Annotated in this window: 21 protein-coding genes; 5 read left to right on the top strand and 16 right to left on the bottom strand. The window is 67.0% G+C overall.

All coding sequences use genetic code 11. The annotated features are described in order from the left end of the window. Nucleotides 1–33: 33 nt before the first annotated feature. The 13 genes from AB0J62_RS13625 to AB0J62_RS13565 all read right to left on the bottom strand — a co-directional run bounded on the left by AB0J62_RS13625 (nt 34) and on the right by AB0J62_RS13565 (nt 15870). Nucleotides 34–2814, bottom strand: coding sequence for a S8 family serine peptidase (locus AB0J62_RS13625; protein ID WP_363868884.1), 2781 nt, complete (start codon nt 2812–2814; stop codon nt 34–36). Between the two features lie 154 nt (nt 2815–2968). Continuing rightward, the gene (locus AB0J62_RS13620) at nt 2969–3514 is read right to left on the bottom strand and encodes a hypothetical protein (protein ID WP_363868881.1); all 546 of its coding nucleotides are present in this window, start codon (nt 3512–3514) and stop codon (nt 2969–2971) included. A 376-nt stretch (nt 3515–3890) separates the two neighbouring features. Beyond that, on the bottom strand, nt 3891–4106 hold the full coding sequence (locus AB0J62_RS13615) for a hypothetical protein (RefSeq protein WP_363868878.1): 216 nt from the start codon (nt 4104–4106) through the stop codon (nt 3891–3893). 13 nt (nt 4107–4119) lie between these two features. Continuing rightward, on the bottom strand, nt 4120–5073 hold the full coding sequence (locus AB0J62_RS13610) for a sigma-70 family RNA polymerase sigma factor (protein WP_363868875.1): 954 nt from the start codon (nt 5071–5073) through the stop codon (nt 4120–4122). Nucleotides 5074–5129: 56 nt separating this feature from the next. Continuing rightward, entirely contained in the window at nt 5130–5840 is a 711-nt protein-coding gene (locus tag AB0J62_RS13605; RefSeq protein ID WP_363868872.1) for a hypothetical protein, read from the bottom strand. 60 nt (nt 5841–5900) lie between these two features. Then, nucleotides 5901–6716: an SDR family oxidoreductase gene (locus tag AB0J62_RS13600; RefSeq protein WP_363868869.1), complete on the bottom strand. Its 816-nt coding sequence runs from the start codon at nt 6714–6716 to the stop codon at nt 5901–5903. Nucleotides 6717–6923: 207 nt separating this feature from the next. After that, nucleotides 6924–8258, bottom strand: a complete 1335-nt coding sequence (locus AB0J62_RS13595) for a hypothetical protein (RefSeq protein WP_363868866.1) — start codon at nt 8256–8258, stop codon at nt 6924–6926. Further along, nucleotides 8255–10141: a hypothetical protein gene (locus tag AB0J62_RS13590; protein WP_363868863.1), complete on the bottom strand. Its 1887-nt coding sequence runs from the start codon at nt 10139–10141 to the stop codon at nt 8255–8257. Before AB0J62_RS13590 ends, AB0J62_RS13595 begins: the two co-directional genes overlap by 4 nt. Before the next feature lies 1 nt (nt 10142). Continuing rightward, the gene (locus AB0J62_RS13585; protein WP_363868860.1) at nt 10143–11339 is read right to left on the bottom strand and encodes a patatin-like phospholipase family protein; all 1197 of its coding nucleotides are present in this window, start codon (nt 11337–11339) and stop codon (nt 10143–10145) included. A 151-nt stretch (nt 11340–11490) separates the two neighbouring features. Beyond that, complete coding sequence (locus tag AB0J62_RS13580; protein WP_363868857.1) at nt 11491–12276, bottom strand: alpha/beta hydrolase; 786 nt, start codon at nt 12274–12276, stop codon at nt 11491–11493. A gap of 47 nt (nt 12277–12323) precedes the next feature. Continuing rightward, nucleotides 12324–14639 (bottom strand): FdhF/YdeP family oxidoreductase, encoded by a 2316-nt coding sequence (locus AB0J62_RS13575; protein WP_363868853.1) that lies wholly within the window; start codon nt 14637–14639, stop codon nt 12324–12326. Between the two features lie 31 nt (nt 14640–14670). After that, the gene (locus AB0J62_RS13570) at nt 14671–14898 is read right to left on the bottom strand and encodes a helix-turn-helix domain-containing protein (RefSeq protein WP_363870448.1); all 228 of its coding nucleotides are present in this window, start codon (nt 14896–14898) and stop codon (nt 14671–14673) included. Between the two features lie 99 nt (nt 14899–14997). Then, nucleotides 14998–15870 carry an NADP-dependent oxidoreductase gene (locus AB0J62_RS13565; protein WP_363870445.1) on the bottom strand — a complete coding sequence of 291 codons (873 nt, stop codon included), beginning with the start codon at nt 15868–15870 and terminating at the stop codon, nt 14998–15000. 295 nt (nt 15871–16165) lie between these two features. Here AB0J62_RS13565 and msrB point away from each other — a divergent pair, with 295 nt between their 5' ends. Both msrB and msrA read left to right on the top strand, forming a co-directional pair. After that, nucleotides 16166–16642 (top strand): peptide-methionine (R)-S-oxide reductase MsrB, encoded by a 477-nt coding sequence (gene msrB / locus AB0J62_RS13560; protein WP_363868850.1) that lies wholly within the window; start codon nt 16166–16168, stop codon nt 16640–16642. Then, the gene (gene msrA, locus AB0J62_RS13555; protein WP_363868846.1) at nt 16639–17187 is read left to right on the top strand and encodes a peptide-methionine (S)-S-oxide reductase MsrA; all 549 of its coding nucleotides are present in this window, start codon (nt 16639–16641) and stop codon (nt 17185–17187) included. The genes msrB and msrA overlap by 4 nt, the downstream gene beginning before the upstream one ends. Nucleotides 17188–17229: 42 nt before the next feature. Here msrA and AB0J62_RS13550 read toward each other — a convergent pair whose 3' ends face one another. Continuing rightward, complete coding sequence (locus AB0J62_RS13550) at nt 17230–17391, bottom strand: hypothetical protein (RefSeq protein WP_363868843.1); 162 nt, start codon at nt 17389–17391, stop codon at nt 17230–17232. Between the two features lie 156 nt (nt 17392–17547). On the opposite strand from AB0J62_RS13550, the gene AB0J62_RS13545 reads away from it, so the two are divergent. Beyond that, a complete protein-coding gene (locus AB0J62_RS13545) occupies nt 17548–19320 on the top strand; it encodes a helix-turn-helix domain-containing protein (protein WP_363868840.1) in 1773 nt (590 codons plus the stop codon). An 88-nt stretch (nt 19321–19408) separates the two neighbouring features. Here AB0J62_RS13545 and AB0J62_RS13540 read toward each other — a convergent pair whose 3' ends face one another. After that, nucleotides 19409–20320 (bottom strand): ferritin-like domain-containing protein, encoded by a 912-nt coding sequence (locus AB0J62_RS13540; RefSeq protein ID WP_363868837.1) that lies wholly within the window; start codon nt 20318–20320, stop codon nt 19409–19411. Nucleotides 20321–21121: 801 nt separating this feature from the next. Here AB0J62_RS13540 and AB0J62_RS13535 point away from each other — a divergent pair. Then, complete coding sequence (locus AB0J62_RS13535; protein ID WP_363868833.1) at nt 21122–21661, top strand: sigma-70 family RNA polymerase sigma factor; 540 nt, start codon at nt 21122–21124, stop codon at nt 21659–21661. Between the two features lie 285 nt (nt 21662–21946). Beyond that, on the top strand, nt 21947–22984 hold the full coding sequence (locus tag AB0J62_RS13530; RefSeq protein WP_363868830.1) for a hypothetical protein: 1038 nt from the start codon (nt 21947–21949) through the stop codon (nt 22982–22984). Nucleotides 22985–23050: 66 nt separating this feature from the next. Here the strand turns inward: AB0J62_RS13530 and AB0J62_RS13525 are convergent, their stop codons facing one another. Next, nucleotides 23051–24856, bottom strand: a complete 1806-nt coding sequence (locus AB0J62_RS13525) for a protein kinase (RefSeq protein WP_363868827.1) — start codon at nt 24854–24856, stop codon at nt 23051–23053. Nucleotides 24857–24882 lie beyond the last annotated feature (26 nt).

Below are 24882 nucleotides of genomic sequence, written 5' to 3'. Positions count from 1 at the left end.
GTGGATTGCAGCTTGTTGCAATCCACACCGCCCTCAACTGACGGTCAGGACCTTGTTCGCCGTGAACGCCTGGGCGTGGTCGGCATCGGCCGGGAACCAGACGCGATAGACGAGCTGGCCCCGGATGGCCGGCTTGATACCGAACGCGTACGCGCCCGAGGAGGTCAGCTTGACCGAGGCGATCGACTTCCAGGTCCGGTTCGAGTACTGCTGCAGGTAGACCGGTTTGCCGTAGTGCGCCGGTACGACGTACCCGCTGAACTTCGTCGCCTGTCCGAGGCGGATCGTCGGGGGGGAGAGGGCCGCCGAGATCGTCGGCGCGACCTGCACGGTGAGGTCGACGCTCCGGGTACCCATCAGGTCGCCGTTGCCGGGGAACGTCATCATGAACACCGACGACACCAGCGGCTTGTACGCGTAGCTCACCGAGCCGGTGGAGGTTGTCTTCAACGCCGCCAGCAGCTTGAACCTGGACGAGGTCTTCGGACGTACGTACAGGTTGACCGGTAAGCCGGCGTACGCCTTGTTGTCGATCCGCAGCGTGCTGTCGCGCAGGGTGGTCGTGCCCCCGTAGTTGAGCAGCGCCGCGGTCGAACTGATCGTGGTCTTCATCCCGAGAAGCTGCGTGACCGCGACCGGGCCGACCTTCCCGCCCCGGTCTTTGGCCCAGGCGGCGTAGGTGTAGGTGACGCCTTGCGCCAGACCGGTGTTCTTCACCGCGGCTGCCGTGCCTGCGTAAACCAGGGTGCCGGTGGTCATCGCCGGCACGTGGCTGCCCGCGTTCCGCCTGACGATGACCTGGTCGAGGTCCGGCATCGCGGGGACGGTCCAGGCCAGGTTCGCTGCGAGATAGGTGCCGCCGGCATCGAACGCAAGCTTCGGCGGGGCCGCGTCCAGCGTCGAGAACACGCTGGTGAACGGCACGAGATCGGTCCCGCCGGCCTCTTGTACGCCGTTCACGACGATCCGGTACGGCGTGTTGTCCAGCAGGGCCGTGGTCGGGGTGAGGACGGCCAGCCTGTTGCCAGGGTCGTAGGAGACCGTGCCGCCGACGGCTGTGCCGGTCTTTCCGTTGAGGAGTCGGACTGTCGTCGAGTTGATGGTGCCGGCGACGACATCGCGCGGAAACGTCACGGCCGGGTGGCTGTCGAGCCCTTGCCCGCTCGCCAGATCGGGCGGCGACACATCCAGCACGGGGTAGCTGACGCCCGGGTTCGAGCCTCCCGAGCTCGCGTCCTCGATGGTCAGCGTGTATGGGCGGGTGTCGCGGGAACCGTTCGCGTTGCGAACCGCGACATAGGTGCTCCCGGCACCCACGCTGACAGTGGTTGCCGCGGTCAACGGTCCCCAGCGGGGGCCGCCGGTCGTCGGGTCCACGTCTGTCGGGTACGGCGTCACGGCCGACGTCAGCGACCTCAGGTTGCCGTCGTACACGTCGATGCGGGGACCGAAGTTGACCGCGTACTTGTCGCCGTTGAACTCGGGGCCGGTCAGCGTCACGCTCAGGGCGCGCGGGGCGGAGCTGACGATCTCGTACCAGTCGACCTCGCCCTCGGTGCTGATCGTCGTCGTGATCGAGCTCGAGAGCGGAATCGCCCGCTCCGGCTGGTCATTCAGGTCGATCGGGTTCATCGGGAAGTCCGCGGCCCAGCGACCACCCAGCGCGCCGTACGCATCCAGGATCCCGGCGCCGAAGTACGGGTCGGTGCCTCGCGGACCGGCGTCGCGGGCGAGCGACTTGAGCCGCGCCTCGAGCTGGGCCGGCGTCAGAGCGGGCCACTTGTTCTTCACCAACGCCGCGACACCCGCGACGATCGGCGCCGCGCACGACGTACCGCTGCAGAGCCAGTACGGCGACGGGGCCATGCTGCGGACTCCGGTGGTGATCACATCCCAGCCGGGAGCGGCGAGGTCGACCCAGTCACCGTACGAGCTGAAGTCGGTCAGTACGCCGCCCGCGTTCGTGGCCGCGACCGCGATCACCTCGGGGTACGCCGCCGGGTACTGCGGTACGGCGCTGCCGTCGTTGCCGGCGGCCGCGACCACGATGACCCCCTTGGCCGTCGCGCGCTTGATCGCGTCGTGCAGAACCGGGCTGTCGCCGGGGTTCGCGATCGAGACGTTCAGGACCGTGGCTCCGTGGGCGACCGCCCAGTTGATGCCTTCGACGAGGTCCAGGTCGTTGGCGACCCCATCGGCCCCGGCGACCTTGATCGGCATCACCTTCGAGCTCCACCCGACGCCCGCGATACCGGCACCGTTGTTCGCACTGGCGGCGATGATGCCGGCGACCATGGTGCCGTGGCCGTTGTCGTCGACCGGGTTCGGGCGGGTGGTCGACACCGCGTTATAGCCGGTGACGAGGCGGCCGACCAGGTCCGGATGACCGGCGTCCACGCCGGTGTCGAGGACGGCGACAATCTGGTTGCCGGTCGACTTCGAGACATCCCACGCCTGCGGCACGCGGACCGTCTTCAGGTAGGCCTGCTGGTTTGCGGCGAAGTACGGATCGTTCGGCACAGCCGCGACCTGCCGACGGTAGCTCAACGACGCCAGCTCGACCGCCGGGTCGGCCTTCAGCTTCTTCAACAGCTCCGGCGCACTTAGCGACCCCTTCACCTTCACGACATCGGATGACGCTTCGTCCTCCACGCCCACTTTGGCCACGGCAGCCTTCCGCGCCGACGAGGTGGCCTTCCGCTTGAACTTCACCACAACGGCGTTCGGCTCGATCTCAGGCTTGGACGCGTTGTGACGCGAGAACCCCGGTCGATACGGCCCCGGCTCCGCCGCCGACCCCGAGGAACCACTCACCGCAACCAGCGAGCCCGCCACCACCACAGCAGGAAGCCCCCACCGCAGGATGCGGGCAGCACGGACGAACAAGACGCCCCCAGGAACTAAAAGTGACGAACGCCGGGAGTATGACAGAGGCCCGTCCCGAATCGGCCCCAACCCGCGGATGTCGTCAGGTGCCGGTGCGGGCTGTCTTGAGGATGGTTGTTGCCTTTTCGGCGGCCGCGGTGGTGGCCCCGTCGATGTCCTCGGGGAGCCCAGCGACGACGGTGATCGCGAGAACGACGTCGCCGATGCCGGTGGTGACCATGGTGACTTCCAGTCCCTCGAGAGGGCCGCCCGTGGCCAAGAAGCGCACCGCCACAGGGCTCTCACCTGCCTGCGGTGCGGACACTTCCCGCACGCTGATGGGTGAACGGCCTTCGCCCGGGATCGACAGGGTCATGGTCCGGCAGGAGCGGATAGCCTTCTTGAAGGACTGCTGCAGGGACTGGACCGCGGCGCTGGAACCCATAGCATCGAGGCTCTCGTCGATGAACGGTCCTTGTGTGCCACCGGAGTACGACTGGCCCGCGGAGGCTTTCGATCCGGCCGGGTTGTCCGCGTTCGAGTAGGCCACCAGCTTGGCGCAACGCGGGTCTTTCGACGACACGGTGACGTCAGGGCCGCCGTCGCCGTTGTCGTCCTCGAGGGAGAAGCCGGCAGGAAGATCCGCCAAAGCCAGCAGTGCCTTGGTCAGCGCCGCGGTCGTGCGGGCCGGTACGGCCGGTGGCTGTGATGACGGTGCCGGCGACGCCGACGGCTGCGTCGATGGTGTCGCCGCCGGCGTGGCGCTCGCGGAGGTGGCGGACGCTACAGGCGGCGTCGACGATGGAGCTGAACTGCTGGAGTCGCCGCTCTTGGTGCAAGCGGTCAAGCTCAGGACAAGAACGGCTCCGATGCAGGTCACGCGGACACGCTTGTTCGGCATGTGAGTCTCCTGGTGTCAGGGCATGGGTCTGGCGTCGCCGACCAGACTTCCCGGCACACCTGAGTACTGCCCGTAACATCGTTTCCGGCGTGCGGACGTTACGCCCGGGACCGAACCGTGACCATCATCGCGTCCGTACTCCGCAGAGGTTGGCTGCGATGCGGAAGAGGTGGACGCATTCCGGGAGCCGGTCCTCCTGCTTGTCGTCGAGTGCACGCCGGCGGATCTCCTGAAGCGCGGAGTCGGCGGCCTCGGTCGAGCCGAGCATCAGTTCGCAGAACAGTCGCAGCTGCGTCTGGAGCGCGGCGTCGTGCGCGGCCAGGTGTTCTTGTTCGGACATGCGGGGTGCCCGGTCAGAGTCCGAACAGTGGAAACAGCCCGGAGCCGTGGAAGGCGACGATTCTGCTGACGCCCTGCGGGGTGAGTGTCAGGACGTGGATTGCGTGTGGTTGGTACTCGCCATCGTGGCCGCGGGCGTACACGGCGAAGGCAGGCTGTCCGTTGGCTGAGGTGGCAACCAATTTGGCCGGCCCGATGATCCGCATTTGTTTGGCCAGGAAGGCGACGATCGTGTCGCAGCCTTCGAACCAGGTCGCGATCGGCGGCATCTCCCAGCGTGCGTCCTCGGTCAGGACCGCGACGAGTTGGTCGACATCCGCGGTTTCGAAGGCCTTGGCGTACCGGTCGAGAAGCGCCCGCTGCTGTAGCTCGACAGGTTCGGTGAGGCTGTCTTCGCTGAGCGGAACCTGCGCTCGGGCTCGCTGTAATGCGCTGTTGACGGCTGCGGTCGTCATCTCCAGCAGCTCGGCGACCTCGGTGGTCCGCCACTGCAGTACGTCGCGAAGGATCAGCACGGCACGCTGTCGGGGCGGTAGCTGCTGGAGAGCTCCCACCAGAGCGAGCCGCATCGTTTGCCGTTCCACCACGGCCGTTTCCGGATCGACCGGCGCGGCTGTGAACAGGAAATCGGGTATCGGCTGGAGCCACGGTACCTCCGGTGTACGCTCGACCAGCCTGGCGTCCGGGTTTGCCTCGGGGGCGCCGAGATCCGCGGGCAGCGGCCTGCGCCGGCCTTTTTCGAGTGCTTTGAGGCAGGCCCGGGCCGCGATGCGGTACAGCCAGGTACGCAGTGAAGACCTGCCCTCGAACCGGTCGTAGGCTCGCCAGGCGTCGAGAAGGACGTCTTGCACCACTTCTTCGGCCTCGTGGACCGAGCCGAGCATGCGGTAGCAGTAGGCCAGCAACTCGCGCCGGAACGGTTCGCTCAGCGTTCCGAAATCCTCGCTGCCGGCTTTGGATTCAACCACGGTGCGCATGATCCGCCCTTCGAAGTTCAGTTGTCGACGTCGTATCGGTGCCGGGCTCAATAGCCGACGGTGATCTCGGCCATGTCGATGGCCACCAGCACGAGCTGGTCGTCGCCGACTGTGGCGTACGCCCGGCGAGTGGCCGGGATGATGATGCCGTCGACGTTGCGGTAGTCGGCGGCGTACAACTGCGACTCGGTGCCGGGGTCGACGATGTCGATGGTGAAGTCGTGGCGGCGCAGCAGTCCGTCCGGGCCGAAGCAGAAGACCTGCTCGCGGGTGTGGCTCTTGATGTGGTCGGGAAACGTCACCTTCAGCCGCCGCCAGGTTTCACCGTCGACCTCGATCGGCGCGATCTCCGCGGAGACGAAACCTGCTGACGTGAACAGGAACGGCGTGTTCAGGTACGTCCACAGAGCTTCGCCGGTGAAGTACGCGAGATGCAGATCGTCCCACGGCGTCTCGAACCGGTGGCCGTCGAACGACCACTCCGGGTCGTCGCGTGCCTCGACCACCGTGCCGATCGGTCGTTGGATGACGACCCGGTCGGGTTCGAAGACCGACCGTCTGTCCTGGCCGACGAAGTCCATGGTCAGCCGTTCCCGCGTGGTGTCCACCTCGAAGCGGACCTTCGTCAGCGCGTCGGCTTGTCCCTTGATCTGCCAGAAGGCCCCGGTGATGGCGGCGTCGACAGCAATCGTCTGGATCCGGTTCCACCGGTCCAAGCCACCGTGCGCGGCGACGGCGCTCGCGAGTAGATCGTTCATTGTTCTTGCTCCTCTATAGGGATGCCCCGGCCGCCGAGACGGCGGTCGGGGCGAGTGGGGTCAGTCGACGATGATTCCGCAGGTCAGGTTGGCGACGGTGCCGGTCATCGCGGATGCCCGGTCGGAGGCGAGGAACACCGCGGCTTCAGTGAGTTCGGCCAGCGTGGTCGGGCGTTTGCGGTGGCTCATGCCGCCCGCTAGCGCGGTGAACTCTTCCTTCGTGATTCCCAGCGCATCGGCGTGCAGCCCGTACACGATGTCGATGACCGGTGTCTCGACCATGCCCGTGGTGCGTAGGCAGATCGCGCGAACACCGTGCTGGGCCCATTCGGCCGACAGCGCGCGGTTGAGACCTTCCATCGCCGCCCAGCCGACGCTCATGCCGCCCACGAGCGGCATCGGCAGGCGGGCCGGTTCAGGTGTGTGCATCATGATGACGCCCGACCGCTGGGCGATCATGTGCCGTGCGGCGGATCTTGCGGTGATGAAATGAGCCTGGGTATAGGTGGTGATCGGGCGCAGGAAGTTCTCCACCGGAAGTTCGGCGAGCGGTATTCCCTGCAATCCCACCGGCGAGATCCCGATCGCGTTGAACGACACGTCGATGCTGCCGGCGTCGGCGACGACCGCGTGGAGGTGCTCGGTCACGGATTTTTCGTCCCCGGCGTCCACCACAGCGGTCTCGACCGCTCCACCCGAGGCGGAGATCTCCTTCGCGACCGTGTCGATCACGTCGAGATTCCGCCCGGTCAGGAACACCCTGGCACCTTCGTGAGCGAAACCGCGGGCCATCGCACTACCGACCGCGCCGCCCCCGCCGTAGACGACGACATTCTTGTTTTCCAGCAACATGATCTTCTCTCTCTGGTTGCTCACGCCGCCGTGGTTCGACTGGCGCGATGAGCTCATACCTGTACAGAGGCGAGCTGATCGCAAAAGTCATCGCTGCGGCCATCTCACGATCGGTGCGCAGGATCCGGACGCACCGCGCCGACGGCTGCGTCGACGCCACGACACCCCCGGTCAGCAGCACGCCGTCGACGACCACAAGCTCCTGATCGTCGGCACCCGACTCGAGAACGTCTATGGTTTCGCCATCGGGGGACCGGGGGTGAAGGTGAACTTGGCCTTGGTGCGGACGGAGGCCTCGAGGTCCATCCACCAGACGCTCGCGCCGAGGCTCTGCGTGCTGTGGACTGGACCCAGCTTGCCGAGATTCGTGATGAGTTCGGGCTTCGGTACTTCGCCGTCGACGCTCTTGTCGAAGACGTGGTCCTTGGTGGAGAGCACCGAGACGATCTCGCGGCCGCTCTGCTCCCAGCGCCGGAAGAGCCGCTTGGGCGTCGCGTTCCGGCTTCCGTGGTGGCCCACCTTGTAGAGATCGACCCTCGTCAACGCGTCCGCGAGCCCGGCGTCGAGAGCGCGATGGTTGCTTCCGTCAACTTGATCCAGGGTGAACGACCAGTTCTCGACCTGCGCGTCACCAGGCATCAGCAGCCGCTTGGTGCCGATAGTGAGAAGCAGGATGACGCTCGTGTTGTTGAGTACGTCGTCCAGCGCCTCGACGATCTCGAAGCCCTGCGAGATCCGGCGCTCGTCGAGGTCTCGGACCAGCCATTCGGCCGCGCCGACGCCGCCAGGCGGTGCGAGCACGCGCCGGGCGCGGGTCAGCGACTGCGCATCGCCCTGCTTCACCAGCGGGGTCAACTCACCCGTGCCGGCCAGGCCGAGCCAGTATTCCTCGGATTCCTTGGCGTATCGGCTCAGTTCGGGTACGTCGTTCAGAGTGGGCGGCCCGAGCACGCGGATGCTGATCCCGGGCAGCTGTTCTTCGACGTCCAGAACCTGGCCGGCGGTGACGTAGTGGGCCTGACCGTGCTTCGCCCAGTCCTCGAGGAGCGCGATCGCGTCCGGGTTCTTGAACCCGAGCTCCGCGATCCGGGCGGCCCGCTTGGCGAGGCCGGCGTTGTCGAAGGCGAGCCCAGTGAGCGCCTCGGACTGCTGGGGGAGCTGATCGAGGACGCCGAGGAAGTGCCGGTGATTGTCGTCGAGCGCGTGCTGCGGGTCGGACCGCTCCGGCTCTGGTACATCGGTCCACGGTCGGATGACGATCCGGGGCTCGAGCCTGTCGAAGGCCTCCCGCGCGTTCCGATCACCGAAGCCCCTGATGTGGTCGCGATGCCGGTGCGTCGCGACGACAGCATCCAGTTGACCGCCACAGTGCTTCTCGATCTGCGCCGCGACGTCGCCGAGGCTGGGTCCGTCGTCCGCTTTGGAGACACTGCCGCAATCGAACAGGATGTGCCGTTCCGTGCGCCCGTCCGGCAGCTTGGAGCCGTACGTCACGCTCAGCAGCAAACAGTCTCCGAAGCCCACCTTGTACGCGCGCAGCCGGACGCGGCTCGGTCGCGCGTTCACAGCACGTCCAGGTCGGTGTCCTGATGCAACATCGCGAACCGAAGCTTGTCTCCGCGTCCGTCCGACGTACCGAAACCTCCGCTCCGATCCCGCAGGTTGTGGTCGAAGAGATACTTCAGTCTGTGGTTCTGCCGGTCGACGTCGAGGATGGGCTTGCGCTGGTGCAACCGGAATCGCCCGAACTGGTCGAACACAAGAACACCGCCGCCGAGCAGCTCGACCGGTTGGTCGGTCGGCATCCCGTCGGGCAACTCGACGCCGTCCGGCAGGTTGCCGGGCATCGCGTGCAGCATCTGGACGTAATCGGCGATGACCTCGTTCAGGATCAGGCCGTCGGGGCCCACCCGGGTGCTGGCCAGAACCCGTTCGACGCGGGTGGTCAGGCGTACGTCGATGCCTAGCGCGCCGGCGTTGTTCCAGATGAACTCGTAGACCTCCTCGGGCGACGTGCGGAGCGCGCCGAGATTGAGGTGCTCGTACCGGATCCCCACCTTGGCTTTGGTGTCCGGATCGGCCGGGTACGGCGCCCGCTGCCGGCCGACCGTCGCGTTTCCGTTCGAGCTGGCAGCGTCTGGCCTGGGAGCGACGACACCGTCCTGGTCGACCAGATTGTGCTCCGGCGCCTCGATACCGAAGCTCTTGAACGCCGCGATGAGCGCGTCGCGGTACCCGTGCTCGTCCTCGGACGCGAGTCGCCTGTCCGCGGTCAGCACCGAGTCGAGAACGTCCTCGAACTCGAGCTCCACCGGCGGGAGGTAGTCCAACGCGCGCAGCAGCATGGCCAGCAGATGTTGCGCGGACTTCACCCCTTCCTCCGCGACGCGGAGCACGTCCAACGTGTTGTCGTCGCCGATGCGCAGCTGGTCGATCCGGCCGACCCAGATCGACACCATGGTCTGCATGACAGCAGCCACCAGTACCTCGGCGCGCCGGTGAGGTTCGTCGTACGCCGGATCCTTCCGCCAGGCTGGTGTCGCGGGCAGGTCGACCGATCGACGCAGCGCCGGGTAGCGCCCGCCGACGGTGCTCCCGGCCGGTCCCGGCACCCGCCGACCGCCGATCTGTTCTGCCAAACTTGTGAGCGGCAACGACTTCAGCTTGGTTGCGCGACCCTCGGTGAATTGCCGCTGCCCTTCCTGCTGGTTAGGGTTCGCCATGGCCTCGATGTCGGTCTCGAACTGGATCCGGCCGGAGCCGTCGTCCAGCAGGCGCTCCGCGACGTGCGGCATGCTGAAGACCGACAGCAAGGCGACGAGGTCGGCGAGTGCCTCGTGGAATGCGAGCTGGTCCGGGAGCCCGGGTTCGGTGTAGCGCGGCCGGAGCCCGTCCAAGATCGCGTGGGTGACTTCGTGCGCGATGACGTCGTACGAGAGTGCCGTGTACAGACTTGGCAGGCCCGCTGCCGCGGGCAGCCAACCGAACAGGACGGCGTTGTGCTCGCGGGAGTAGAACGCGTTGGCCTCGACGCGCGCCTTCGGGATCAGGTACAGCTGCGGGAAGCGGGAGTACCACGGAATCGGTCGGCCGAGGTGCTGCTCGAACAGGGCGAGCGTGTGCGAAGCGACCGCGAAGACGTTCTGTGCCCGGAACCCTGCGTTGTCGACCAGTTCGGCCGGATCCTTCGGGCGGAGACCGTCGGTCCAGCGGTCGTGGTAGACCCACGGATCACCGTCCGTGAGAGCGACCGGCTCCGCCGCGGCGTTCGTGCCGACGGCGATGTCGACCACGTGGAAGCGGTGCCCGCGCGGCCCACGCTGCAGGCGCTCCGCCGGTACGGCGATCTCGGCGAAGATCGGGCCTTTCGAGGCGTCCATGACGATCGGATCCTGGGCGAACACCGTCATCGACACCGTGTCCTGCAGCAGCAGGTTGCGCTCGGGCATGTCAGCCCAAGGGACGGTTCGGATATGGCAGTGGGGCCGCCGGAAGGTCCTTGTCGATGAACGCCAGCAGGCCGGCGTCAGCGGCAGCGAACCCCCAGTTGATCAGCAGCTCCTGCTGATCGTCGGGCATGCCGGTCAGCCGGGTGCTGATCGTGGCCAGACCGTGGGTGACCGCGGGATCGGCCGTCATATAAGGCCTTTTCGCGGGTTTCGGCCAGCCGCTCAGGTCGGTGATCGTGCTGATGAAGAAGCCCTTGTGCGGGTCGTTCGGGTTCTTGAACGCGCTGACGACCGCACTCCGTCGGAGCGACCTGACCTGCGAGTCCAGGATGTGCAGCACGCGAAGGGTGCCGCGCGCCCAGTCCCGTCCGGGCTCCGGATCCGCGCCGAGGTGCCCGCCCGCATCGCTGATGAAAACGGTCTCGTACCTCTTCCAGACCGTCTCGATCCCGAGGTTGTCGTACACGCCACCGTCGCTGAGCAGGATGTCGGACTGATAACCAGGAGTCGTGTAAACGTTGCCGTTCTCGGTCGTCCAGTTCGCGTCCGACAGATCCAGCTCGAACGGCGAGAGTAACGGCGGAAATGCCGACGAAGCGGCGACAGCGTCAGCCAGCGGTACGTCGGGACGAAGCACGCGCCCCACCGTGTAGTCGGCGACGTACGCCTTGCTGAACCGCATCAGCACACCGGACTCCAGGTTCGTGGCGTTGATGACGAACTCCGGCGTACCCGGCAGGTCCTGGAGCGTCGCTTCCTTGTACAGATGCTTGTTGAGCTTGGCGACCACCCGGTCGGAGATCGTGACGAAGGGCAGCAGTGCACCGGTCGCCATGGCCGGCAGATCGACCTTCAGGTGGGCGAACGCGCGGAGCGGTTCCGTGACCAACTCGTCGAAGTTGGTCGCGACGTCACCGGTGAACTTCAACTCGTTCCACCGAAGCCCGAGCATCCCCGCGGTGATGGACCCACCGGAAACACTGGAGATCCGATTCAGCGTCCGCAACCGTCCGGCGAGATTCAGTCGTGTAAGGACACCGACGTGGAACAGCATCGCCCGAAAGCCGCCGCCGGACAAACACAGCCCGACGCCTTCCTCCGGAACAGCAGGACCGGCGTCCGGTCCGGGCCGGACCGGGCTCATGGGCGCGAATTCCTCAGCACGCGGCCGCGCAGCGGCATCCGTCGTATCAGTCATGCCGATTCCCCCTGCGGGGTGCAAGTCCCACCCTCAGGCCACGCCGGCGCGCACCCCATCCCCTCCGACACGCCCTCAACCGAGCATCGCACCTGAGGACCGTGCTGGCGAGACCTAGAGCCATCCCACCGGCTGCCTGCCGGGAACGCGTTCAGTGGGGTGGCTGGTCGCGGTGTTGCTGGAGGAAGTCGGTGATGGCTCGGGCTGTGGTTTCAGGCTCTTGTTCGGCGGGGTAGTGACCGGATCGGTCCAGGACGAGGCCGGTGACGTTTGTTGCGAGGGTGCGGAGGCCGTCCGCGACGGCGCAGCCCATCGCGTAGCGTCCTCCGATCGCGAGGACAGGTGTGTGGATCGGATTCTGGTCGAGTCGTTGAACGTCCGACACGTCGTCGGCCCGGGTTCGGTAGTAGCCGAGGCCCGCTTCCAGCACGTCGTACGTCGTGTATGCGTCGATGTAGGAGCGCACTGTGTCCGGGTCGAGGCCGGCGGGACCGGCGCTTTGCCGGAGGAAGGTTCCGTAGTACGCCTCTTCGCGTCCTGGGACGAGTTGTTCGGCGAGGCCGGGCGCGCGGTTGAACGGCCCGTGCCAGGACGGGTAGTGCTCGGCGCCCGGTGCGGGGATGTCGACATCGATACCTGGCAGGATCTCCTCTTCGATCACGATCGCGTTCACCGCCTCGGGCAAGGCGGCGGCCAGGAGAAGCGCGACCGTGGCTCCCCAGTCATGGCCGATCAGCGAGAATCGCCCGAGCCCGCGCTCGCTGAGCTCGCTGCCGAGGACGTCGGCAAGATCGCTCTTCCTGAAACTTGGTGTGCTCCCAGGTGGCTTGCCCAGCCCTGGCAGCGCGACCGGGACCGGCACGAACCCGCCGCGACGCAGGACTGGCAGGAGGCCTCGCCAGTGCATCTCAGTGACCGGCCACCCATGCAGAAGCACGACAGGCCAACCGCGCGACGGAGTACTCACTACTGCATCCTGTTCGGTCACTGAGTAGACGGTGTGACGCGGACCTTGATGTTCTTCATCAGTGGTTGGTCGCTCTGGGTGCTGTAGTCGTTGGCGGCGACGAGGACGTTCATCTCGGGCATGTAGCCGGCGGCGTTCCCGCTGGGCATGTCGTAGCCCAAAGCGCGGTACGCACGAAGTACGCGGACGGATCCATCGCGCGCGGTGGCGGTGATGTCGACGAGGTCTCCCTGCTGGATGCCGCGGGCGGTCATGTCGCCGGGGTTCATCAGGATCAGCGTGCGAAGGTTCCGCACACCGCGGTAGCGGTCGTTGTCGGAGTAGATGGTGGTGTTCCACTGGTCGTGGGACCGCATGGTCTGCAGGATCAGTACGTCGTCGTCGGCGGGCACCACGTCGGGTAGGTCCGCGGTGGAGAATTCGGCGCGGCGGGACGGGGTGAGGAAGACGAGTTCGCGGGCGGGCTGACGCAGCCGGAAGCCGAGCGGGTGGCGGACGCGGCGGTTGAAGTCCTCGAAACCGTCCAGAGCCTTGGCCATGATGTCGCGGATCCGGTCGTAGTCCTCGACGTAGCTGTCCCACGGCGTCTGCGTCGCGGGAAGCGTCGCCTGCGCGATGCCGGCGATGATCGCCGGTTCGGACAGCAGGTGTGGCGAGGCGGGACGTTTACGGCCGATGGACAGGTGGACCATGCTCATCGAGTCCTCCACAGACACGGACTGCGGGCCGCCCACTTGTACGTCGAGCTCGGTCCGGCCGAGACAGGGCAGGATGAGCGCCTGTCGGCCGTGCACGAGGTGACTGCGATTGAGCTTGGTGCTGACGTGGACGGTGAGTTCGCAGCGCCGCAGTCCTTCGGCGGTCGCAGCGGTGTCCGGAGCGGCAAGTGTGAAGTTCCCGCCCATGCCGACGAACACTTTGACGGCTCCGTCCCGCATCGCGGCGATCGTCCGAACCGTGTCGAGGCCGTGGTCGCGCGGCGGGTCGATACCGCAGGCGGCGGCCAACCGGTCGAGGAACTCCGGGCTGGGCCGATGGTCGATGCCACACGTGCGGTTGCCCTGGACGTTGCTGTGGCCGCGGACGGGCGAAGGCCCGGCGCCCTCGCGGCCGAGGTTCCCGCGCAGCAACAGCAGGTTGACGATCTCCCGGACGGTGTCGACGCCGTGCTCGTGCTGGGTGAGACCAAGACACCAGCTGATCAGTGTGCACCGCGACTGCGAGTAGATCGTGGCGGCTCGACGGATGTCAGCCTCGGACAGGCCGGACTGCCGCTCGAGCTCGGCCCACTCGGTCTCCTCGCAGAGCTTCTGGTACGCCGCGAAGCCCTCGGTGTAGCGCTCCAGGAAGACTTCGTCGAGCGCTTTCCGGTCGGTCCGCGCTTCCTCGAGGACTGCCTTCGCGATGCCGCGCAGCAGAGCCAGGTCGCCGCCGACCCGGACCTGGAGATTGAGCGTGCTGGTCGGCGTGGCCTTGAACAACGCCATGTCGACGACCTCGTGCGGCACGATCGTGCGCGTTGCCGCCGCCTCGACAAGCGGGTTGATGTGCACGATCTGCGCACCTCGCCGGTACGCGTCGGACAGCGCGGTCAGCATCCGGGGCGCGTTCGACGCCGCGTTCACCCCGAGGATGAAGATCGCTTCGGCGGTCTCCCAGTCGCGCAGATCCGCCGTACCCTTGCCCGTTCCGAGGGCCGCCTGCAGAGCGCGGCCGGAGGCTTCGTGGCACATGTTCGAGCAGTCCGGCAGGTTGTTCGTCCCGTACTCCCGCGCGAACAGCTGGTAGAGGAACGTTGCCTCGTTGCTCAGCCGGCCAGACGTGTAGAACGAGGCCTGGTCGGGGGAGTCGAGCGCGCGGAGCTGGGTGCCGATCGCGTCGAAAGCCGCCGACCAGCTGATCGGGACGTAGTGGTCGGTCGCAGCGTCGTACACCATCGGCTCGGTGAGCCGACCGACGTCCTCGAGGGCGAAGTCGGTCCAGGTCTCCAGCTCGGCGACGGTGTGCTGAGCGAAGAACTCACGGCCGGCGCGTTTCGGTGTCATCTCCCAGACGACGTGCTTGACGCCGTTCTCGCACAGGTCCAGCTTCAGCCCGTCGGTCGCATCCGGCCACGCGCACCCGGGACAGTCGAACCCGCCGTTCTCGTGGTTCATCCTGAGCATTGCGCGCGTACCTGCCACCACGGCGTGCTGCCGTCCGAGAACCTGCGCCACCGACTTCGCAGCACCCCATCCCGCCGCGGGATGGTGATAGTTCAGCTGCGACCACGGCGCATCCGTGACCGGCCCGTCGCCGCCGTCGTTCGCCGTCCCGCCTCGCTCGTCACGCATCATTCCACGCTCCGTCCTCCGGCCGTCATCCTCAACCTAACCCTCGGGCCGGCATCCGATGAGCGTTCCCGGACGAGTTCTTGTTGCCGTCGACAGTGGGTGTCGTCAGGGGCAACAGACGTGCCGCGTACGCCGCTGCCGAGAGCTCGGTCGCCTGTCGCGGATCGGTGAGTGACCGGCCGGTCAACTCCTCAACACGGCGCAGTCGGTACCGAACGGTGTTACCAACACCGGCACCGGATCGCCGACGCGATGCCAGCAGGTAGAGGCCGTCATCGGAAGAATGGAAGCCGTCAACGGCATCACCAACTGGCTGAAGAACGGCCTTCGGGCGGCCGTTCTTCAGCGCCGGTGGGTCCTACGGACGAACCTGGATGATCGTCTTTCCCTTGATCCGATCGGCGGGATTGAGAGCCGTGACAGCGTCGTCGAGATCGGCCACGGTGCCGATGTTGGTCCGCAGCCGGCCGTCCCGCACCCGCTGGACGATCTCATTCAGTTGCGCGCGATCGGCCTCGACGACGAAGTCGACCGCCAGGCCGTCCGCGGGCCGCGACTCGACCGGGCCCACGATCGACACCAGCGTCCCTCCGGTCTTGATCAAGGCCGCGGAGCTTTTCTGGATGTCGCCGCCGATGACATCGAACACCAGATCCACTGCGCCGACGTCTTCCAGCGAGTCGTTGGCGAGGTCAACGAATTCGTGGGCGCCGAAGTCGAGCGCCTTTTCCCGGTCGGCGGCGCGCCCGGTGCCGATGACCCAGGCGCCGGCCTCGCGTGCGAGCTGGGTCACCATCGTTCCGACTGCGCCGGCCGCACCGTGCGCGAGGACGCTCTGGCCCGATTGAAGGCGGCCGAGCTGGAACAGTCCCTGCCACGCGGTCAGTCCTGAGATCGGCAGGCTCGCGCCCACCGTGAAGTCGACGTCACCCGGCAGCGGCGCGAGGTTGCGCGCCTCGATCGCCACGTACTCCGCCAGGGTGCCGTCGCGATGCCAGTCGGCGAGGCCGAACACCCGCTGTCCCACCGACAGCCCCGTCGTGCCATAGCCGAGCGCGGTGACCACACCGGCCAGCTCGTGCCCGAGGATCGACGGCGTCCGGGCACGGTTGGCACGATCCGTCCAGGTCGAGGGCCAGTCCACCTCCGTCGGGACCCAGCCCGACGCGCGAACCTCCACGACGACGTCATTGATCGCCGGCGTCGGTTCGGGACAATCTCGCAGCGTCATCCCGGCCGTTCCCGCGGCCTGTTCCGTGACCACAATCGCTCTCACTCGGCACCTCCTGCTGTCTGGTCTTTCGTCTCCATGGCACTTTCAGCCTGTAAGCGTTGGCGGCGCCACACCCTTGCGGTCTTACTACACAAGCGACCGGAGTTCGGCGCGGGCTAGTATCAATGCACGCCGAAAGATCCGCCTCTGTCCAACCACTAACGGTTTATCCACAGGGGATGCCGGCCCCTGACCCGACGAACTTGGCGGGTGTGCAGGACGACGATCAGCACACCTGAGAGTTGGAGAAGCCATGGCGGAGTACAGCAAGACTTCGGAGGCGCTCAGCCGCCTCACTGACAACCAGTTCCGCGTTACTCAGCAGGGCGCGACCGAGCCCGCATTCCACAACGAGTACTGGGACAACCACGAGCCCGGGATCTACGTTGATGTGGTCTCCGGCCAGCCCCTGTTCTCGTCGACTGACAAGTACGACACCGGAACGGGATGGCCGAGCTTCACCAAACCGATCACCGCGGACGCTGTTCGCACAGAGACGGACAGGTCGCTCGGGATGATCCGCACGGAGGCGCGGTCCACCGGGGCCGACAGTCACCTGGGACACGTTTTCGACGACGGCCCCGTCGATGCCGGAGGTCAGCGGTACTGCATGAACTCGGCGGCCCTGCGGTTCATCCCGGCCGCCGAGCTCGCGGCGCAGGGCTACGGCGAGTACCAGTCGCTGTTCGAGGCGGCCGACACCACAAGCACGGAGGAGCACGCATCATGACCAGCGGAATTCACGACACCGGACAGGTCACCAGCAGGCCCGGCACTGAGACAGCCGTCCTCGCCGGCGGGTGCTTCTGGGGTATGGAGGACCTCATTCGCCGGCAGCCCGGCGTGCTGGAGACGCGCGTCGGCTACACGGGTGGCCGGAACGACCACGCGACGTACCGCAATCACCCGGGGCATGCCGAAGCGGTGGAGATCGTCTTCGATCCGGAACAGACGACGTACCGCGACATTCTGGCGTTCTTCTTCCAGATCCACGACCCCTCGACTGTGGACCGTCAGGGTAACGACATCGGCACGAGCTACCGCTCGGCGATCTTCCCGCTCTCTCCCGAGCAGGAAAAGGTCGCTCGCGAGACGATCGCCGACGTCGATGCGTCAGGCCTCTGGCCGGGCAAGGCCGTGACGACGATCGAGCCCGCAGGTCCGTTCTGGGAGGCCGAACCCGAGCACCAGGACTACCTGATCAACTACCCAGGTGGTTATACGTGCCACTTCGTACGCCCGAACTGGGTCCTTCCGCGCCGCACCACCGCCTGAGGAAAGCCTCACCGGTCGAGGCGGGCTGGACGAGGCCGCGCGTCACGCCGCCTCCCTTAGGTCGGATTCGACGATCCACGAGCCGGTCGCGCGGTCGAAGACCTGCATCGGAATGTCGGGTTCGGTCGGGTGCGTGTCCGCACAGTAGCTGCAGGTCTCGTCCACGCGCCGGTAGTAGCCGTGGTCGTGAGTGTGATCGTTCACCCGACTGCGCCCATCGCGGATGCCATGCCGGTGAGATCGACGGTCATCGTTGCCCTTTCTGTCGGCCTGCAGGCGGCGAGATCGCCTCTTCATGGGAGTAAAGTGGCCAGGCAGTGTGGTCCGCGTCTCACCTTGAGAGGCGGTGAGGACTCGGCGATGGTCGACGATTGGGACGCGATGCTGCTCGGCGCCAGGGAGCGGCTGCTGACCGGTGGGCGGATCGAGGAGATCGAGGGGCCGAGCGCGGAGATCCTCGCCTCGTGGCGTCGCTCGTCCGACGGCGGCGTCGACGCCAGGGATGTGAATACGTCGTACGTCGAGAACGTCAATCTCGCCTCACGTCTGGCCCGGGCGGCATGCTCCGTCGTCGACGGCGTCGCCCAGGACGTGGCCGGCAGCCCTGTCTCGGCGATCCTGGCCGACAGTCGCGGGCGGGTGCTGGTTCGCCGTTCTGGGGACGGTGGGCTCGAGCGCCGGCTCGACTCGGTCCTGCTCGCGCCAGGGTTCAGCTACGCCGAGCACCAGGTCGGGACGAACGGCATCGGCAGCGCCCTCGAGGGCCGGGGCGCGTATGCAGTTCGCGGACACGAGCACTTCTCCGAGCGACTTCAGGACTTCGTCTGTTTCGGCGTTCCGATCCGTGACCCGTTCAGCCACCGATTCGTCGGCGTGCTGGATGTCACCACCTGGGCGGCGTGCGCCAACCCGGCCCTCGCGGCGCTGGTACGACAGGCGGTGGCGGTGGTCGAGGCACGACTGGCCGAACTCGGCGGACAAGGCGAGCGGATGCTGCTGGACGAGTACCTCGGCGCCTCACGACGGTCCGGATCCGCCGTACTCGCGATCAGCGACAGCGTCTTTATGTCGACGCCGGAGGCGGCGCGGGTGATCGGCGCGGTTGAGCACTGTGACACCTGGACCATGGTGCAGGACGCGCTCGGGCGGGCGGACGCCGCGGAGACAGCGCTGACTATGTCCGACGGCACGGAGACGATGCTCCGGCTCCGCGCGGTGCGCCGCGGCAACGAGCTTGTCGGCGCGCTGGCCTTCCCGTCCGGTACGACGCTCCGGCCGCCCGCCCTGAGGCGACCGGTGGCAGGCATGTTCCCCCGATTCGCCGCCGACACACCGGCGATGCTGGATGCGGCCCGGAGGGTGAGCCGGCATTGTGCGCAACACGACCCGGTCGCGGTGATCGGCGAGCCCGGAGTCGGCAAGGCAGCCTTGGTGCAGGCGGCGCTGCAACTGCATGCCGCGGACAAGATGGTCGTCGTTCGTCACGCGGTCCGGAATGCCGGGCCGGACGATCTCGACCGGTTGATCGCCGACGTCAGCGCAGCGGTTCGCGTCGGGTCGCCGGTGGTGGTCAAACACGGCGAGCGTCTGACGGCCGACGCACTCAGCCGGCTGTGCGGCGAGGTGCGAACGGTCACCGACGCCGGCTGGCTGGCGCTGACGATCCGTGTCAATGAAGGCGATCCGATCACGCCCGAACTGGGCACCACCGGCATTCCGACCGTGCTGGTACCGCCGCTGCGGGACCGGCTGGAGGATCTCCCGGCGATCGTCGCGGCGTTGCTCGCCCGGCAGCCCGGAACGCGTTCCGTGGCGGTCACCGACCAGTTGATGACCAGGCTCCAGCACGAACGCTGGCCAGGGAACGTGACCGAGCTCAACGACCTGCTAGCTGAGATGCTGCGCGCCACCGATCGCCACCAGCTCGACGTCTCCGACCTGCCGGCTCGCTTCGGGCACGGGCTGCGCCGCCGGCTTACGCCCATGGAATGGCTCGAGCGTGGGGCCATTGTGCAGTCGCTGCGCGCCGCCGAGGGTCACAAGGACGTGGCGGCCACGTCGCTCGGGATCTCGCGGGCGTCGATCTACCGCAAGATCAAGCTCTTCGAGATCGCGCCGGACGAATACATCTGACTCGGGCGGTACGGCGAGCAGGGCCGACGCGCCGCCTAGGGCGCGCCGGTGATCACGCTGCGCCTGCTCGCAGCAAGGTGTGAGTCGGTCAGCCGCTCGTATGGATCTGCCCGTTGACGCCGTCCGGGTAGAACCCGCCGCGAGACGCCTTCATTGGCGTCAGGTCGACGACGTTGAGCACTCGGCCGGGGACACGGCCGAAGGCAACACTGTTGCCGTCGGCGGGCACGATATTGGCCCTGCCGTTGAAGGTGATGCCCTGGTCATCGTCGCTCGGCCCGTCCAGGCTGTCCCGCGCCGCCGAGATCGCATTGGCCTGCCGCGCCAGGTCGCGGTCGAACAGCACGCTGCGGATGGTCGCCGCGTGGTATGCCTCGACAGCCAGCATGCCGGCGGCCGCGGACAGGAACGTCTTGTTGCTGATCAGCGGCGCAGCGCCCTTGAACGCGGTGACCCCGACATCTTCGAAGATGAACGCGCCCTGCAAGAAGTTGTTCTCGTTGGCGTAGACGTCGAACGTCTGCCCAGGCTTGATCAGTCCCGCGGCTATCGCGACGGCGGTGAAGCTCTGCTTGATGTTGATGGTCGGCCGGGCCACCGCCGCGCTGCCCAGCGCCGCGTGCAGGAACCGGACGTGGTCGAACTCGTCGTGCGCGATCTCGGCAGCGAACTGGCGGATCGACCCGCTCTTGAACGGGACCGCGCGGCCGCCGATCACTGGCCCGCGCTGGCCTGTTCCATGGGTCAAGTTGCTGGGCAGTCCATGCCCGTGCACCGCGAACGAATAGAACTCGCCCTCCAGGTACTCCAGGTTCAGCGCGAAGTTCAAGATCGCGCTATCCGAGATCGCGTTGGCGTCTTGCTCTGAGACAGATGCAGCTGTGGCCGTCGACCCGACCACGCTCGCACCGATCATTCCCAGGCCTGCCGCGGTCGCGCTCTGGAGGAACCGCCGCCGATCCGCCTGGTTCTCCGCGCTCCGATCGATCAGGTCATGCACGTACCTCGTCCCGAAGATCCTCTTTCTCCTCGGCCTCGTTCGATCCAACCGCTACACAGGCCGAACGGCCCAACCGACCTTCAGATCGCAGGCCTGCTAGGTGAGGCGGTGCCGGTGGCGGGAGTCCTGGGCACAGAACCAGTGATGACGTCGCACGGCAGGGCACTCTTGGTTTTACTCGCCGTATCCACACGACTGGACGATCAAGCAATAGTCAAGAGCGTGGAGCATGCTGCTGGGTCAGCTGAACCCGAGCCGAGTCATTGCCCTATCTCACAGTGAGACGGAACTTCGTCGTCGCCGCGCTTTGATCGCTCTAACGCCCACATCCGGAGCCATTCACCCAGCCGGCTCCCAACCTGGAGGCAATCCATGAGCAGGCAGAGTCTCACCAAAGCACAGGCCAAGAAGCATCCGCTGAAGCAGATCATCCGGTCGAACTTCCCGATCCCGGACAATGCCGCGACCGACCTCTGCGTGAGGTTGTGCAGTGGTGCGCGTGGTGTCGCAGTCCGTCAGCATTGCGCGGATCCGCGCCGATCGCTGCGCGATGATCCCGTGTCGGCTTGGCGCACGCAGAAGGCGTCGGATCCGCTGTCACCGTGTCGTTTCAGCGGTCGACACAGACGTGTCGGACCTGTGGTCACTACGTCGCGTTGATGGTCAGAGATCATGAAGAGGGAATGCTCCGAGTCGTCGTCGTACGTGCGGGTCGTTTCTCCAGAGGTGGCCCGGGAGAACCGTGCCTGGGTTCGCGATCTGAGTAGCGATGGAGCTCGGCGTGAGGTTGCGAGCCAACACTTGTACGAGGTTCTCCTGCGTGCCGCGAGGGCAGAGGTCGGGCGGCGGACGGCGAGGCTGCGACTCGTCGGCCCGGAGCTGGACGACATCGCCCATCACGCTGCCGCGGACGCCCTACTGGCGATCTGCGGCAAGGTCGAGACCTTCCGCGGCGGCTGCAAGTTCACCACCTGGGCATACAAGTTCGTGATCTTGGACGTCGCGGCCAAGGTCAACCGACACTTCTGGCAGCGGGCCGATGTCGCGTTCGACGACGAAGACTGGGAGCGGCTTCCGGCCCGCCTCGGTATCGAACCGGAGTCGCATGCCGAAAGCTGGGATCTGATGAACGCCGTACACCGCGCCTTCGACGAGAAGCTGACCGCGAAGCAACGAATGGTTTTCGTCGCGCTGGTGCTGAACGGGATGCCCACTGACGCGCTCGCCGACCAGCTCGGTGCGACCCACAACGCGATCTACAAGATGATGTTCGACGCCCGCCGCAAGCTGCGGATCGCGTTGGCAGACGCCGGCTACCTGCCGGAACAGCAGATCGCCTGAGCACTTCCCCTGAGCGCTGGTAGGAAACTGCGGGGGAGCGGCGGCAGGCGCCTGGATGAACCGAGGTAAGAACTCCGCCGTCAGACCGCACTGAACCAACAGTGCGGTCTGCCCGGTCGTGCCAGGGAGCTTTGCCAAATGACCATCTGACTGGATGCCCGCTTCGCGTGACGGAATCACCACGCCGGCCCGGCCCAAGAGTTGGGGATTGTGAACGAGTACATGCGTGCGGCCTCTCTCGCTGTTAGAGCGTGGGTCGATAGCTTCGACCAGGGCGGTGCCGGGATGACTGTCGCTGACTTGGTGCTGCGGGATCCCCACCACGAGGAACCCACGCTTGAGTTGCAGCTGAGGGAGCTCGTCAGCAGCGAGCTCAGGTACGTGCTTTGCACGGACGCCTCAGCACGCGCCGGCGGCGACCCAGTCACGCGTGATCAGCAGTACGGCGCCAAGCCCGACGCCGGCGAAGAACTGCGTCACGCCGCGGCCCGGCTGGACCAGCTGACCAGCATCAGCGAGCTCTCGTGGGGCGGCGTCGACCGCGGGTGGCCGGCCGACGCGGCCACCGCCCTCCACGAGGCTTCCCGGGTCAGCGAACTGCTGGCCGATCTCGTCAGATACGCGACTGGACCCGTGCTCGACAATCTCGACCACGGCAGCGTCGTTGCCCTGCCGCCGGCAGGTACGAAAGACGTCCCGAACCAGCCCGCACTTGCTGCCTGTCATCGAGAGACGATCGAGACGATCGCGGGCCTGCTCGGTGAGGTCGCCGCGAAGCTGGAGGATCTGTCAGGGCAGGTCTCGTACCTCCAGCACACGACGAACGCCGTACCGGGAGCCAGCCAGTACGACGGCCCGACCCTGGCCACTGAGGTGGTCTTGGAATGGCGGATGCTCGGCATGGTCAACGAGAGCCGGTTCCACGTCCGGGTGTTCAGACCCTCCGGCGAGCTACCGGTCGTGGTGATGGGCGACATGAGCGACAACCACTCTCAGTCGATCACCAACGCCGTCGAAGAAGTCGCTGCTGTCGTGGCCGCGGAACTGCTCGGCGGCGCGGCCCACGACTCGCTCCGGTGGGTTCAGGTCTCCCCGCCGGGCCGGTTTCGCGGTCCTCATTCCGACTCCGGCGTAATCCAAGCCGTCAGGTTCGAGAAGCCGTACAGGCGCCCGCACTGGCAACAACTCACCCACGGCGAGCTCGAGCAACTCGCGGGCGGCGCCGTACGCATCTGGCATGCCAGCGACTACACCGTCGCCGCCATGACCAAGCGAGGCATCCCGATCCTCCACCCGAGACCAACCGCTACCGGCCCCACCTGAAGAGCCACGACGGCCCGGACCCCGGTATGCGCCCCCCTTGACCTGCAGTGGGCGAGGGCGGGCGCTTTACGAGGCGGGCTGGAAGGTTTCGAGGATGGTTTGTAGGGCCGGCAGGTTCTGCTGCCATTGGTTGTCGGGTGTGGACCAGTAGATTCCGTAGGCCTGGTTGGGGCTGGTGACCACGCCGCGGATCAGGACATGTTGTTGTCGCCCGTTTCGTGCGGTGTAGGTGAACTCCCAGTCTGCGGCCTTGTCGAAGTAGTCGACTGGTTCGATCCGGATCCGGTGGTAGTCGGTGTAGCCGCTGCGGCGAGCGGCCTCCTGCTGGGTCCAGTCGGCGACGGGATCGGCCTTCGGTCGGTCGGTCTGGTCGATGATCAGCAGACCGGCTCCGGAGGGTTCGCGGAAGTACACCGGGCCGCTGTCTCGTTCGGACCTCCACCCCTTCGGTACCGCGACGGAAAATCCGGTCGGGTCACGGTGACGTTCGAACCCGGCAGGCACAGCCGCGACGGGCGTGGACGGCCGTGTCGAAGGTGACCGAGTGGCGGATGCCGTCGGCGCGCGGGTGGTACTTGTCGGCGTCGCGGTTCGGGTGCTCTTCCCGGTCGGTGAGGCGCTGGGTGGGCGTTGGGCGGTCGACGTACTGCGCGATGCCTGGCCGGCGTGAGTCGACTGCGCTGCCGGCTCGTCGCCCGAACGGTCACTGGTCTGGCGCATCATCGCCCAACCCGCCACCGCCGCTAGCACCAGGAGACACGCCACAGCGGCCGGGAGGACTGCCCGCCCAATCCGATTCGGCGCTCCTGACACAGGCGCGGCCCCAGGAGGTGACCGGTGGCCGTCGTTGTCGCCCGTGCCGGAATCCTCGCCTCCGGCGACTGGGACACGAGCCGACGACGCTGGGGGATCGGACTGCGGCGTGAACGACGCGAAGGGCAGCAGGCGGGTCCGCTGACCGCTGTCCCGCGTGGAGTCGTCCCACAGCCGCTGAGCAACCGACGGCGGAGCTTCGGGTGCGTCTGATCGATCCGCTGCCGATGTCGCGACGTCCGGTCTCCACACGGCCAGGCGCAGCAGACGGGTCGCCTCGGCGGCCGTCATCCGCGCGGCCGGATCCTTGGCCAGCAGTCCTTCGATGACCGGCCACAGCGGTCCCGCATGGGGAGCTGGGTCGGGCGGCTCGGCGACGGCCGCGGCCAGCGTCGGGAAGGCCGATCCCCGGTCGAACGGTGAGCGTCCTTCCACGGCCGTGTACAAAGTGGCACCCAACGACCACAGGTCCGACTCCGGTACGGCGCCGCGCGCTTGGACCCGTTCAGGAGCGATGAACGCGGGCGAACCGACCAGCGCGCCGGACCGCGTCAGCGACGCGTCCCCTTCGAGGCTGGCAATGCCGAAATCGGTGAGCACCACCCGACCGTCGTCGGCAAGCAGCACATTGCTCGGCTTCACGTCTCGGTGCAGTACGCCGGCCGAGTGCGCGGCCTGCAGAGCAGCCAGTACCTCGAGGCCGATGCCGGCGACCTCCCGCCACGGCAGCCGCCCGCGCTCATGGATCACTTCCCCGAGCGTGCCTGACGCCACGAGCTCCATCACGAGCCAGGGCCGGCCGTCCTCCTCGACCACGTCGTACATCATGACGACGTTCGGATGGTTCAGCCGGGCCGCCGACCGGGCCTCGCGCAACGTCCGCCGCCGAAGTACGTCCCGCTCTTCTTCGGGCAACTCCGGCAGGACAACGACTTCTTTCACCGCAACCGGCCGGCCCAGCAGCTCATCCCGCGCCCGCCACACGATCCCCATGCCGCCGCGCCCGAGCCGATCAAGCAGACGGTAACGCCCAGCCAACAGGGAGTACTCCGGGGACATCCTCAACCCCCGACCGCTGTGCCCGC

This window comes from Kribbella sp. NPDC049584 (assembly GCF_040675555.1).
In the GTDB taxonomy this organism is placed as follows: Bacteria; Actinomycetota; Actinomycetes; order Propionibacteriales; family Kribbellaceae; genus Kribbella.
This window is presented reverse-complemented; position numbering and strand designations above follow the sequence as displayed.